The organism is Tepidisphaeraceae bacterium (genome assembly GCA_035998445.1).
GTDB lineage: Bacteria > Planctomycetota > Phycisphaerae > Tepidisphaerales > Tepidisphaeraceae > DASYHQ01.
This window is the reverse complement of the sequence record DASYHQ010000033.1, coordinates 227,740-240,796: the sequence shown is the minus strand read 5'-3', so window position 1 is coordinate 240,796 and position 13,057 is coordinate 227,740. Positions and strand designations below refer to the sequence as shown.

Annotated in this window: 12 protein-coding genes and 1 tRNA gene; 6 read left to right on the top strand and 7 right to left on the bottom strand. The window is 63.0% G+C overall.

Going from position 1 to position 13,057, the window contains the following annotated elements; genetic code table 11:
• Nucleotides 1–643: hypothetical protein (locus tag VGN72_14475; GenBank protein HEV7300567.1), on the top strand; the 643-nt coding region annotated here is incomplete at its 5' end.
• Between the two features lie 1,302 nt (nucleotides 644–1,945).
• On the opposite strand, the gene VGN72_14470 is transcribed toward VGN72_14475, so the two are convergent.
• On the bottom strand, nucleotides 1,946–3,523 hold the full coding sequence (locus VGN72_14470; protein ID HEV7300566.1) for a hypothetical protein: 1,578 nt from the start codon (nucleotides 3,521–3,523) through the stop codon (nucleotides 1,946–1,948).
• Nucleotides 3,524–3,624: 101 nt separating this feature from the next.
• Nucleotides 3,625–3,698 (bottom strand) — tRNA-Arg (locus VGN72_14465).
• A 220-nt stretch (nucleotides 3,699–3,918) separates the two neighbouring features.
• Between VGN72_14465 and VGN72_14460 the strand changes: the two genes are divergently transcribed.
• Both VGN72_14460 and VGN72_14455 read left to right on the top strand, forming a co-directional pair.
• On the top strand, nucleotides 3,919–4,506 hold the full coding sequence (locus tag VGN72_14460) for a DUF420 domain-containing protein (protein ID HEV7300565.1): 588 nt from the start codon (nucleotides 3,919–3,921) through the stop codon (nucleotides 4,504–4,506).
• 11 nt (nucleotides 4,507–4,517) lie between these two features.
• Complete coding sequence (locus VGN72_14455) at nucleotides 4,518–4,775, top strand: hypothetical protein (protein HEV7300564.1); 258 nt, start codon at nucleotides 4,518–4,520, stop codon at nucleotides 4,773–4,775.
• 137 nt (nucleotides 4,776–4,912) lie between these two features.
• Here the strand turns inward: VGN72_14455 and hisH are convergent, their stop codons facing one another.
• The 5 genes from hisH to VGN72_14430 all read right to left on the bottom strand — a co-directional run bounded on the left by hisH (nucleotide 4,913) and on the right by VGN72_14430 (nucleotide 8,879).
• A complete protein-coding gene (hisH, locus tag VGN72_14450) occupies nucleotides 4,913–5,527 on the bottom strand; it encodes an imidazole glycerol phosphate synthase subunit HisH (GenBank protein ID HEV7300563.1) in 615 nt (204 codons plus the stop codon).
• Between the two features lie 234 nt (nucleotides 5,528–5,761).
• Complete coding sequence (locus tag VGN72_14445; GenBank protein HEV7300562.1) at nucleotides 5,762–6,433, bottom strand: OmpA family protein; 672 nt, start codon at nucleotides 6,431–6,433, stop codon at nucleotides 5,762–5,764.
• 97 nt (nucleotides 6,434–6,530) lie between these two features.
• Nucleotides 6,531–6,890 carry a hypothetical protein gene (locus VGN72_14440; GenBank protein HEV7300561.1) on the bottom strand — a complete coding sequence of 120 codons (360 nt, stop codon included), beginning with the start codon at nucleotides 6,888–6,890 and terminating at the stop codon, nucleotides 6,531–6,533.
• A 6-nt stretch (nucleotides 6,891–6,896) separates the two neighbouring features.
• The gene (locus VGN72_14435) at nucleotides 6,897–8,129 is read right to left on the bottom strand and encodes a prepilin peptidase (GenBank protein ID HEV7300560.1); all 1,233 of its coding nucleotides are present in this window, start codon (nucleotides 8,127–8,129) and stop codon (nucleotides 6,897–6,899) included.
• Nucleotides 8,130–8,363: 234 nt separating this feature from the next.
• Nucleotides 8,364–8,879, bottom strand: coding sequence for a shikimate kinase (locus VGN72_14430; protein ID HEV7300559.1), 516 nt, complete (start codon nucleotides 8,877–8,879; stop codon nucleotides 8,364–8,366).
• 166 nt (nucleotides 8,880–9,045) lie between these two features.
• Between VGN72_14430 and pyrH the strand changes: the two genes are divergently transcribed.
• From pyrH to VGN72_14415, 3 genes are all read left to right on the top strand, one after another.
• Nucleotides 9,046–9,774, top strand: a complete 729-nt coding sequence (gene pyrH, locus VGN72_14425; GenBank protein ID HEV7300558.1) for a UMP kinase — start codon at nucleotides 9,046–9,048, stop codon at nucleotides 9,772–9,774.
• Between the two features lie 122 nt (nucleotides 9,775–9,896).
• The gene (gene frr / locus VGN72_14420; GenBank protein HEV7300557.1) at nucleotides 9,897–10,457 is read left to right on the top strand and encodes a ribosome recycling factor; all 561 of its coding nucleotides are present in this window, start codon (nucleotides 9,897–9,899) and stop codon (nucleotides 10,455–10,457) included.
• 170 nt (nucleotides 10,458–10,627) lie between these two features.
• Nucleotides 10,628–12,862, top strand: coding sequence for a bifunctional alpha,alpha-trehalose-phosphate synthase (UDP-forming)/trehalose-phosphatase (locus tag VGN72_14415; protein HEV7300556.1), 2,235 nt, complete (start codon nucleotides 10,628–10,630; stop codon nucleotides 12,860–12,862).
• Nucleotides 12,863–13,057 lie beyond the last annotated feature (195 nt).

The following is a 13,057-nucleotide window of genomic DNA, read 5'->3' as shown; positions in this document are numbered from 1 at the left end:
GGACCAGCTGGTGGCGGCCCACGACTTGGGCAGCCTGGCCTACTACTACATGGGCAGCGGCAACCCGGCCAACGAGGACGCGATCAGCTCGATCATCCTGGGCAACAGCCTGCTGACGGCCCGCGGCGTCCCCGTCGCCGGCGAGCTGGAGGTGAAGAACGCGCAGGCGATGAAGGTCCTGGACACGTTCGGCGTCGGCGGCAGCTTCACCGAGTACTACGCGATGGACTACGCCGACGACGTGGTGCTGATGGGCCACGACGGCCCCGGGCACATCGCCATCGCCCAGGGGCGGACCAAGGTGCGGCCGCTGGGCGTCTACCACGGCAAGGTCGGGCGCGGGCTCAGCGTCGAGATGAGCGTGCGGCACGGGCCGGTGACCCTGCTGAGCGTGGTCGAGGACCACGGGGGTGGCGGGCGGCTGAAGCTGCTGGTGGCCGAGGGCGAGAGCGTGGCCGGGCCGATCCTGCAGATCGGCAACACCAACAGCCGCTACCGCTTCGCCTGCGGCGCCCGGCGGTTCGTGGAGGCCTGGAACGCCCACGGCCCCGCCCACCACTGCGCCGTCGGCGTCGGCCACGTCGCTGGCCGCATCGAGAAGCTCGGACAACTACTGAACATGGACGTCGCTCGCGTCGGCTGAGCCCAAGCGCAAGGTATCGCACACACCGGAGGCTCAAGGTCGTCAGATCCGCGACTGGGACTACGGCTCTTTCTGGTAGATCCGCCTCAAGGTCTACGGCGGACAACTCCTGTAGCCTAGACACGCATAGCGCGGAAGCCGTCTACGCTTGATGCAAATCCGGCCAACACGTCGCGGATCTCAGACATACGTCCGTCGCGCGGCATAAGTAGGCTCCATTTGCGTAACGCACGCATCGGTCCGCACAGGATGGTGACGCGCCGTACACACTGCCAAAAGTGGCCCGACCTGAAAATCGAAAACTTTATGACGTGTGTGGCGCGACCGATCCAGGCAGTCCGGCATCACGGTGGACGTTTCACGACGACGCCGATCGGCTGAGAGGGCTTACTGCCGCCCGCGAACGGGCGGTACATACGGCCCGGCGGGCACGCCGATTGAAAGCGATTCGTAACCGCAGGTCCAAGAACCCAGGCGCGTGATGTCGCCGATATTGAGCTGGACAATCCGTAGGGAAGGGGGTGGATGCGCGCCGGCACCAAATTCTCAAGCTACGTACGCCAAGGGACCATATGCTGTCCCCGATACGAACCCGTGCCGCTCTTCGATTACGGACATTTCATCCTCCGCGGTGACGAAGGCTGCGAGGTAGTCGAAGCCTTCGTCACCGCGGAGGAAGGAACGTCCGGACCATCTAGGGTTCAATTAGAGAAAACGCAACCACGAGGGTCTCTGTGCGATGTGGCAGAACAATAGGGGAGGGAATGCAACGTCTTGCGAACGAGAAGAGTCGGGTTACAGGTGTTTACCGTTGGAAAGGATACATGGGCCATTTTCGTACCCGCGAGTTTGGGCTGTCCGGCCGTTATCGGACGGAGAGGGGGTGACACGCTTTCCGTGTCGGAGGCGGTTTCGCTCCATCATTTGGCCGCAATGGCTAAAGCTCAGCATTCGCCAGCCTACCGCGCGGTGCCGCCGTTGCTGCGTCGGCTGCGTGAGGACGCGGGCCTCTCTCAACGCGACTTGGGGGCGAAGATGAGGCGACCGCAAAGCTGGGTGTACAACTGCGAAACTGCAAACCGGCGGGTCGACATCACGGAGTTGATTGCGTGGTGCCGCGCGTGCTCAGCCGATCCGCTGGTGACGATCGGTGACCTCGTCAAAGGGCGTCATTGAAGCAGTCTGTACGTCGGTCAATGCGCCCCCACTAGCCGCAGGCGCGACTGTTCCCTAGCGTCGAAACATTACGAGGTCGCGCCGGTTTCCGAGCCGTAGGCGAACAAAGCAGTAGCCGACCGTGCGTCACGCCTGCTTGCGGCTCCTTGGCTCGCGTTCCGGGCGTTCGCCGATCCGGGCATCTCGTGAACGCAACCGGTTACTGCAGGCGTCCCGATCCGCACGAGGGTGCCGCGTGTATTTGCGCCTGACGACCGAATCGAACATTCCGGAAGCCTTCAGTTCCGCGTACATCTGTTGTTGAACCGCCATGAACGCATCGAAGTCGCGCGCCGACGAATAGTTCTTGGCGAGCACGGTCTGACGCGCGTGAGATAATGCCACCTGCCCCATTTCCTGCCCGCCGTAGCGCATCGCAAAATCGCCCGCGAACTTTCGCAGAAACTTGAAGCTCGGCGCGTTCGGCGTCCCAGCCTTTATCCGTAACCGGTCCCACATCAAGCGCACCGAGTCGCAGGCGATTCGTTCATTCTTGAACCATACGAGCGGGTTACCGTCTTCGGTGTACATCGCGAGCGGCGCGTTCGGATGCTTAGCGAACTCTGCGCGAAGGCGCGTCACCAACTCTGGGGGCAGCCAGAACGTACCGAGGACCTGGGTCTTGTTGCGGTAGTGGGCGAGGATCCCGTTCGCGAGATCAAACTCCTGCTTCTCCAGGACCGCCAGTTCCTTCTGGGTTGCGCCGATAAAGAGGCCGGCGAGGATCAGCATCTGCTGGAACTCACTGCCGCTCTGATAAAGCTTCGCCAATATCCCAACATCAAACTGCTCGATCGTGGCCGCCGCGCGTAGTTCCACAGGCGACATGAGGTCGTTCGCACGTACGCGGAACGGCCGAACGAGTTTGCGCGGCCCCTCCCACCCGCCGAAGGCGACATCGTCACACCAAGCGAAGAACGTGCGAATGTACCTCAACGTGGTCACGACGGTCTCCGGCCGCATGGGACCGCCCCGCCGCGTCTTGGGCCGGGCCTTGAAGTGATCAGCGAGCCGATCGAGCCACAGGTAATTGATCTCGGCAAGAGGGCAGTCGGAACGGATCCCCTTCAAGGTCCGGTCGAGCACCTGCTTGGCGCGCCATTTATGGGCGTCTGACACGCGCTTCCCGTTCAAAGTGGCGAGGTATGCGTCGATGGCGCCGTACAGACTGTCGCCCTGCGTGCTCTTTGCAGGCGCCGCCGGCCGCATCGGAATGACGACTGCAGGGGACAACGAGAACGTCAACGGCTGTATGTCGGCAACGGGCGGGCGTTGGTTGAATCCAGCTAGTTCGCCACGGAGGCGCTCGGCCTTGCGTCTCGTGATGTGATCACGGGCATCAACGATGAACTCGATCGCCTTGAGGTGAGCGGAGGTCCACAGGCCATCCCCATCGCCTTGAACGAATTGCTGATGGTACTCCGAAATGATCGACGCAAGCCAGGTGGAGCGCGCCTGATCGTGGCCGAGCCAGAAGCGCTTTCCAACGACCTTGTTGTCGTCCGGTTTGCGATAACGACCGACGTCTTTCGAGAATCCTTGGCGGCCCCGAAAGGATAACTTTATAGGTTTCGTGCGACGCTCGCCGGCATCGGCGATGAATTGCGCGAGTGCCTCTGGGTCGACGTCGTACTTGCGCGGTAGTGGGTCTCGCAGATCCTGCATCCCACCATTATAGGCGGTGTTGCGGATACAAAGCGGATACAAGCGGTCGAACGGCGTTTCGCGGCGAGGTCCGGCCGCTCATAAGTCCTTGTCAATTCAAATGTGCCCGACAGGGGTCGAACCTGTAACCTTCGGCTTCGGAGGCCAACGCTCTATCCAATTGAGCTACGGGCACGTCGCGATACATTCTTCCGCAGAATTTACGTCACGGCCGGTGGATTGTCCATGCGGGGACTCGAATCGTTCTTTCATAGCTCGGTCATAGCTCGGTGGCTGTCATGGTCGTTGAAAATCGTGAAACGGACCGGAATGGCCACCCTGCGACTGTGAGCCGCCCGACGATTGCGGTAAATTTGCGGTTCGGGTCGATTGCAGGCTGAAGAAACGAACAGATTATGTCCAACGCTCCCCTGTCAGGTTCGCCGCTGGAGATCACGGCGTTTAAGTCGGTTGGGCTTGGGAAGGCGATCGTCGCGATCGTCGTCCTGAGCGCGGCGGTGTTTGGGTTCCTGGTGTGGCTGATCTACTACCGCCGCGCGGGGGGTGCGGTGCCGGATTTCGTGGCGTCGCTGGCTGGGGTGAACGCGATCTTCAACTCGATCAGCGCCACGTTCATCGTGTTGGGCTACGTCGCGATCCGCAAACGGCAATATCAACGGCACACCGCGATGATGCTCGGGGCGCTGGCGAGTTCGGCGTTGTTCTTCGTCTGCTATGTCGTCTACCACGCATTTCATGGTGAGACACGCTTCCTCACACAGGGGTGGGTCCGGCCGATCTACTTCTTCGTGCTGATCAGTCACATCGTGCTGTCGGGAATCTCGGTTCCGCTGATTCTGCTCAGCTTTTACAGTTCACTCGCGGGGCGGCTACAATTGCATCGGCGGACCTCGAAGTTCACGCTGCCCATCTGGCTGTACGTCAGCGTGACCGGCGTGGCGGTCTATTTCATGCTGAAGTTCCTGAACACGCCGACGGCGTAGGAGTGACCACCATGTTTCGCAACTCAATCGTGTTCCTGACCGCCCTGTCGCTGTCCACCCTCGCCTACGCCTGCCCCACCTGCGGCAAGGCCGTTGAAGTCCTGCCACCCCCCGCCGATGGCTCGGGCGGGTTGGCCGGGGGATTCAACGCGAGCATTTACGTGCTGCTGGGAACGGTCGTGCTGGCGATGGGGTTCCTGGCGTGGAACGTGATGCGGTCGGGGAAGGCTGTGGGTGGCGAAGTTCGGAGTGACGAACGAAGCCGTTGAGTCGATCCATCACTTCAGCATTTCCAGGAGTTCGAAATCACCCTCACCCAGCCTCTCCCGGAGTACCGGGAGAGGAGCAAGACTCCCCACTGGGCTGGTCGCTTTAGCGACCCAGCCGTCCCGCCCCACCCGTTCAACTACAACTCTGCGAAGTTCCCCAGCATCGTCAATCCCACCTTCTGGCTCTTCTCCGGATGGAACTGCGTGGCCATCACGTTGTCTTTGGCAATGCTGCTGACGAACGCGCCACCGTAGTCGGTTTCCGTCGCGATGAGGTCGGCATCCGTGGGCTTGGCGTGGTAGCCGTGGACGAAGTAGACGTTGGTGCCGTCGGGCAGACCGCGCATGAGGGCCGACGGCTTTCGGCTGACCAGCTGGTTCCATCCCATGTGCGGCACCTTCAGCGACTGCGTCTGATCGACGTCAAACCGCACGCACGACCCGCCGAACACGCCAAGGCCGGCGTGTTCACCATCCTCGTAGCCCGTTTCGAAGAGCATTTGCAGCCCCAGGCAGATGCCCAGGAACGGCTTGCCCCGCTCGATGTGCCGCAGGATCGCCGGCACCAGCCCGCGGGCGTGCAGTGTCGCGACGGCGTCCTTAAACGCCCCCACGCCCGGCAGCACGACCTTGTCGGCGGCGTCGATCTGCTCGGGCTGAGTCACGATTTGCGCAGGGTGCCCCACCGCCTCGAATGCCTTCTGCACCGAGCGGAGGTTGGCCATGTCATAGTCGATGATCGCGATGGACATCAGATTGTGGTCAAGATTCGATTACTTGTATTCCGCACACGGTCGCACACTATCAGTCGGACGTAAGACGGTGTCATCCCGATCGGAGCCTAAGGGCGACTGAGGGATCTCCCACTGCGAAAATTGCTCGTCGTGGGAGATCCCTCAGGTCGGCTAGCCTCCCATCGGGATGACAACCGGGGTGGCAGGCGTCACCTCAACTTGCGGCCCTGCAATTGACGAGGCCGCTCATCCTCACCGCGTCACGACCACGATCTCCACGCGACGGCTCGCCGCCTTGTCGCCGCGAGGGCGCGAGGGGCCGTAGCCGCTGGTGGTGATCTGCTTGGGCGACAGGCCGCGCGTCTCCAGATACCGCGTGACGGCGGCGGCGCGGTTCAGGGACAAATCGAGGTTGTCGACGTACTTGTCCTTGGTCTTGCTGATCGGGTCGGTGTCGGTATGCCCTTCCACGCGCACGCGCTTACCGGCGTAGTCGTTCTTGATCGCCGACGCGATCTTGTCGAGCGTGGCGCGGGCGGACGGCTTGAGCGTGTCCTGACCACTGGCGAACAGCACGTCGCCCGGCAGGTTAACCGTCATCGTGCCGGCGGCGGCGTCGTAGGTCGTTTCAATGCCCTCGATGCCCGGCTGATCACCGGCGCCGGGGGTGGGCTTGCGCAGCTGATCTTCCAGTTCCTTGATCTTCGCATCGCGGCTGGCGACCTCACCCTGCAGGCTCGACAGTTGCGACGCGTCCGGAGCGGCCGCCAGGCGCGACTGAAGGTCGGCGTTCTCGCTGCGCAGGCGGTCGTAGTTCGACTGCAGTTCGCGGTTCTGCTTGGTCAGGGCGTCCATTTCCTTGTTGGCACAGCCGACCAACATCAGGCTGCTCAGCGTCGTCACGATCAGTTTGCTTGCGGACATGCGGGTCTACTCCTTTAGGTTTCGTCGTCGTCTGTCGATGCGTTCGCTGCAGTTTACCAGTTGGCGGGCCGGAATGCTGCAGCCGGGGCTTCGTCGCTCACGCGATCGTGTTGTTGTCGGGGTCGACGTCCGGCCGGGACACCTGCAGGCGGGCGGCCTTCGCTTTCATATCCGCCATCTCGCGCTCGAGCTTGTTGGTGCGCGAGCGGTCAGTGGACTTGCGGATCTGCCGCCAGGTCTTCCAAATGGTGCGGACCAGGATCGCGGTGATCACGCCGGTCAGGAACGTGCCAAGGGTCAGCACGAGCACCGACGTGTCAGGCTCGCGATTGAACCACCACCAGATCTTCACCGGCTTATTGCTGTTGTTGTAGACGAAGATAAACATGTACAGCAACGCGCTGGCCATGAGGATCAGCTTCGTCCACAGTTTGATGCTCTGCCACGTCGTGTTCATGTCTTCCTACCATCCTATCAGTTGCCGCACGACAAGCCCAAGCCCCGCCAGCCCGGGCGTGAGATAGTTGGTGATCGCGCACGAGAAGATCATGACGAACGCCGTCGCCAGGCTCAGGTACGGCCCGTAGGGCAGCTCGCGCTTGCCACGGATCAACAGGAGCCACACGTGCAGCAGGATGGCGAAGAACGGCGCGAGAAAGAACGCCGCCACCGACGACATCGCGCCAATCACCGCCCCCACGCCAAACATGAGGTGCACGTCGCCCAGCCCCATCGCCACGCGGCCAAATCCCAGCGTGCCTGCGATGCGGAAGAACCAGACGATGAACGCGCCGATGCACCCGCCCCACACCGCGCCGAGGAAGCCGGTGAACCAGTGCGCGCTCGTGGCGGTCGCCCAAGCCTCGGCAATGCTCGGGACGGCAACAACGGCCAAAGCGCAAACGGCAGCGAGCACCGTGGGTGGAGCCAGGAACATCAGTTCCTTCAGCATCTCGGCCCGAATCTGCCCCGGTGAATACTCGGGTGGCAGTGGCTGGACCGTCTGCCCCTTGGCCTTGGCCTCTTCGACTTCCTTCGCGTACAGCTCGTGGTCGATCTCAAGCATCGGCTCGCCTTGCGGGAAGCTGGTCGGGATGACGCCCCGCCACCAGAGCAGCACCGACAGCAACAGCCCAATGCCCGCCCCCAGCGCCATGGCCGCGGGAACGGGATCGAGGTTCAGCGCGCCGGGCAGGTGCGGGCGGTCGATGATCGCGTGGACCACGATTGCCACGCCCGCCATCAGCCACGGAATCTCCAGCGGGATGATGAACAGCTCGGCATCGATCAGACTGGCGGCCAGCAGGCAGGCGATCGTGAACATGTACAGGCCATACATCGGCCAGTCGCTGACGATCGACAGTGTCGCGTGCTGACCGTTCGGCAGGCAGGGGCCGATCTGCAGCATGAAGAACATCACGTAGTACAACACGAACAGCCCGCCGGTTACCGCTTCCACGATCGGATAGCGCGGCGAGATGGGCAGTCCGCAGAAACGGCACTTCCCGCCAAGCTTCAGCCAACCGAGGATCGGGATGTTGTCGTACGCCTTCAGCGTGTTGTTGCACTTGGGGCAATGCGACGGCGGCGTCACCAGCGACTCGCCCCGCGGCAGCCGCCAGACCACCACGTTCAGAAAGCTGCCAACGCAGGCGCCGAACGCGAAGACGAAGAAGATGTAGATGGCGTCAGGCATTCAGATGACGGAAGTGCAAAGGACGAAGTTGGAAGTAAAGGCGGCGATCGCTGTCGTGGGACGCCTTGGTCGTGGCATGGGCGTCTCGCCGATGCCTATGAGCAGGACAGGTAGCATTATCAATGGCAGACGGCGTCATTCGTACCTTGCCCAAAACTCGATCTTCCGCTTCGGGCCACCGCATGGGCGAGACGCCCATGCCACGGTCAGACAAACCCGCGGCAACGTTCGCGATCAGATCATCTTCGCCAGCCGGGCCATCGCTTCGTCGACCGATAACGCGGTCACGTCGAGTTCCACGTCCATCACTTCCCGATAGATCGGCTCGCGCTGCTGCAAAAGTTTCTCGATCTCGGCCAATCCACCGCCCAGTTCGGTCAGGCTGGGACGGTTGGCAGCGGTTGCAGCGTCGGCGCTAATGCGCTTGTGCAGCTCGGCTGGTTCGCAGCGGAGGTAGACGATCTTATGACCGCCGGCCTTCAGCGCCGCCCGGTTCTCCGGCCGCAGCACCGCCCCACCACCTAAGCCGATCACGTGTTCCTGCCGGGTCGCAAGATCCTGAACGACCGCCGACTCCAGGTCGCGGAAGGCCGGCTCACCGTCCTGTTCGAAGATCTCCCGGATCGACTTGCCCGCTTTGGCGACGATCTGTTCGTCACTGTCGACGAACGGCTGCCACAACCGGTCGGCCAGCTTACGTCCCAGCGAGGTTTTCCCGCTCCCGCGGTAGCCGATCAGGATCACGCTCATGTGCGGGAGAGTAAGGGAAGACGCGGGCAGAGGATAGAGTCTGAGGAATAGCAAAGTCCGTACGGCCCGCACGACCGTTGCTCGCCATCTTCGAACCGGCATCTTCCATCCCGCTTTCCACTTCCCCGCTTTGACGTTCCCGCCCCGCTCCCGTACCTTCCCTCGCATGTCGCAAAGCCAACCGGTGTACAAGCGCGTCCTCCTGAAAATCAGCGGTGAAGGGTTCTGCCCCGAAGGTGGGTTCGGCATTGAGGCCAACGAGCTGGAGGGCATTGCCCGCCAGTGCATCGAGGTCGCCCAGATGGGCGTGGAGCTGGCGATCGTGGTGGGTGGAGGCAACTTCATCCGTGGGGCAACGTTCGCAGAGGACGGCCACATCCCCCGCGCGACGGCCGACTACATGGGCATGCTGTCGACCGTGCTGAACGCGGTCGCGCTGCAGGAGACGATGGAGAAGCTTGGCCAGCCGACGCGCGTGATGAGCGCGATCAGCGTCTACAGCATCGCCGAGAGCTTCATCCGCCGCCGGGCGATTCGTCACCTGGAAAAGGGCCGCGTGGTGATCCTGGCTGCGGGCACGGGCAACCCGTTCTTCACGACCGACACCTGCGCCGCGCTGCGGGCGACCGAAATTCACGCCGACGTGCTGATGAAGGCCACGAAGGTCGACGGCATCTACGACAAGGACCCCAAGAAGCACGCCGACGCCAAGCTGTTCGACAACATCAGCTACGAGCACGTGCTGGACGCCAAGCTGCGCGTGATGGACCTGACCGCCATTACGTTGGCCATGGAGCGGTCGATCCCGCTGGTCGTCTTCAACCTGAAGACTCCGGGCAACATCGCCCGCGTGCTGCGCGGCGAGAAGGTCGGCACGACGATCATCCCCAAGTGATCGAGCATCGCCGTGATCGAGCGTTGCCGTGATCGCACGTTGACGATCCGCCCCTGCCGCGATGAAAATGACCTGAACCGAACGCGGCGCGTGACAACGCCGACCCTGACCCTGGAGCCCTTATGCCCGCCGACGACATTCTGATGGACGCTGAAGAGAGTATGGAAAAGGGCCTGGACCACCTGAAGCACGAGTTGCGCGCCATCCGCACCGGCCGCGCAACGCCAGCGCTGGTGGAGAACATTCGGGCCGAATATTATGGCACGCCCACCGAGCTGCGCGCGATGGCGTCGATCTCCATCCCCGAGGCGACGCAATTGCTGATCAAGCCGTTCGACCCCGGCAGCATCAAGTATATCGAGAAGGCGATCAACGAGAGCAAGCTCGGCGTGACGGCCCAGAACGACGGTAAGTCGATCCGCCTGCGCTTGCCCCCCATGAGCCAGGAACGCCGCCAGCAGATGGTCGGCCAGTGCAAGGGCTTCGCCGAGACCGCCAAGGTCTCCATCCGCAACGCACGCCGCGACGCCAACAAGCTGGCCGACACGGAACAAAAGGGCAGCCTGATGACCGAGGACGAGGCCAGCAAGCTCAAGGAAGAGATCCAGGAACTGACCAAGACCTACGAAGGCAAGGTCGACGACCTGATCGAAAAGAAGCGCGCCGAAGTGATGGAAGTGTAGCGCAGTCGTCCGACATAAAAACGCGTACGAGCCGTGGGTTTGAACCCACGGCTCTTTCGCTTGCCATTTCCGCTCTCGAGTTCAGAAAATTAGACCATTTTTCTGGCGTTTTTGGCCATAATTAATGATTGTCCCTTGCCTCGCACGGCGACTTCCATAGGGTGTCAGCTATGTCTGCTGCCAAACCTGATTCACGCTCGAAACTGCTCATCGTTGCCAACCGCCTGCCCATCACGCTGCACGACGATCTATCCCAAAGCACGAAATCCTCAGGCGGCCTCGTGGCGGCGCTGGAAGGGGTGGACACCGACCAATACGACGTAAAATGGATCGGCTGGCCCGGTCGCGACCTGCCGGCCGACCGGCAGCCGGAGGCGACGCGGTTCCTTCAGGAGAAGTACGCCGCCACACCCGTGTTCATGTCGGCCGAGGAGCAGCAGGGGTTCTACGAGGGGTACAGCAACTCCAGCCTCTGGCCCCTGCTTCACTACATGCCCACGCGCTTCCGGCACGAGGCAGCGTGGTGGCGGGCGTACCAGGACGTCAACCAGCGCTTCGCCGACGCCGTGCTCGCCGAGGCCAGCGAGGGCGACGCCGTCTGGGTGCACGACTACCAGCTCATGCTGGTGCCGCAGATGATCAAGGCGGCCCGACCGTCGCTGCGCGTGGGGTTCTTCCTGCACACGCCCTTCCCGTCGTACGAGGTCTTCCGTTACTTGCCGCAGCGGAACGAACTGGTCGCCGGCCTGCTGGGGGCCGACCTCATCGGCTTCCACACGTACGGCTACATGCGCCACTACCGCAGCTGCGCGCTGCGCCTGCTCGGGCTCGAGGCCGAGATCTCCACCATTCGCCACGAGAGCCGCACGACGCATTTGGGCGTCTACCCGATCGGCATCAACGCCGCCAAGTTCAACCAGCAGATGGACTCGCCCGAGCACGCCGAGCATCACGCGGCGCTGGCGAAGAATCATGCCGGCATGAAGATCGTGCTATCGGTCGAGCGGATGGACTACACGAAGGGCATCCTGCATCGGCTGGACGCGATCGACCTGTTCCTGGAACAGCAACGGCCCGAGCAGCGCGACACCGTGCGGTTCATCTTCATCGGCGTGCCATCGCGCGAGGGCGTGGCCGAGTACCAGGAACTGCGCGACGAGGTCGAGGGCCGCGTCGGCCGGTTGAACGGCAAGTACGCCACGCTGCACAACAGCCCAGTGCTGTTCATCCACGGCTCGGTCGCGTTCGCCGACCTGTGCGCGATGTACGAACTGGCCGACGTCTGCATGGTGACGCCGCTGATCGACGGCATGAACCTGGTGGCCAAGGAGTTCGTCGCCTGCCAGCGCAACTGCCGCGAGCGAAGTTACTGCGGCGTGCTGGTGCTGTCGGAGTTCGCCGGCGCCGCCGTCGAGCTGCACAGCGCCGTGGTCGTCAACCCGCACGACCAACAAGCCGTTGCCGACGCGCTGCGCGATGCGCTGGAGATGCCGCTTGAGGAGCGCTGCGAGCGCATGGAGGCGATGCGCGAGCGCGTGATGCAGCACGACGCCCGCACGTGGGCCAAGCAGTTCATCAACGATCTGGCCACCCACGCGCCCGTGCCCGAGGTGCCCCACCCGATCGGCGAGGCGACCACCCTGCTACGCGCCGCCATCGCCGATCCCAACCGCCGGGTGGCGCTGTTCCTGGACTACGACGGCACGCTGCGCGAGATCGAGCGCGACCCCGCCGCCGCGGGTCCGAACGCCGGGGTGATCGCGCTGCTCGACCGGTTGGTGAAGCAACGAAACGTCGACACGACGATCGTCAGCGGGCGCGTGAGCGCCGACCTGCAGCGATGGCTTGGTCACTATCCGTTCGGCCTCGTCGCCGAGCACGGCGCCAGCATCCGCCGGCCCGGTAGCGAGACCTGGGAGAACCTCGCCGACACGCTCGACTTCCGCTGGAAGGACGAGGTGCTGCCCCTGCTGCGCAACTACAGCGACTCGACGCCCGGCACCACGGTGGAGGTGAAGAGCACCGGCCTCGTCTGGCACTACCGCCGGGCCGACCCCGAGTTCGGCCAGTGGAAGGCGAAAGCGCTGACCGAAGAACTTTCGAACTTCACCGCCAACCTCCCCGTCCACGTGCGCCACGGCCGCAAGATCGTCGAGGTCGCCGCCGCCAGCGTGAACAAGGCCAACGCGGTCATGCGCATCCTCTCCGAAACCCAGGTCGAGATGGGCCACGGCTACGACGTCATGCTCTGCGCCGGCGACGACCTGACCGACGAAAGCATGTTCCAGATTCAGCGCGACAACCTGCTGACCGTCAAGGTCGGCATCGCCGACACCCGAGCCACCTACCGCGTCGCCGACCCCGGGGCGTTCCGCGCGATGCTGATGGAATGCCTGGGATCATGACAAGCACTTTGAGGACGATGCTTCCGTAGGACAGGCATTCCTGCCTGTCTCTCCCCCCGTATTCGTTCTTCCGTGGCACAGGCACTCTTGCCTGTGTCGCTTCCTCTTTTGGTGGGACGGATATTCTTATCTGTCTCTCTCTTTCTGCGTTGCGCGTACCCAATGCAAAAGAGACGCGAAGTCGCGAAGGCGCGA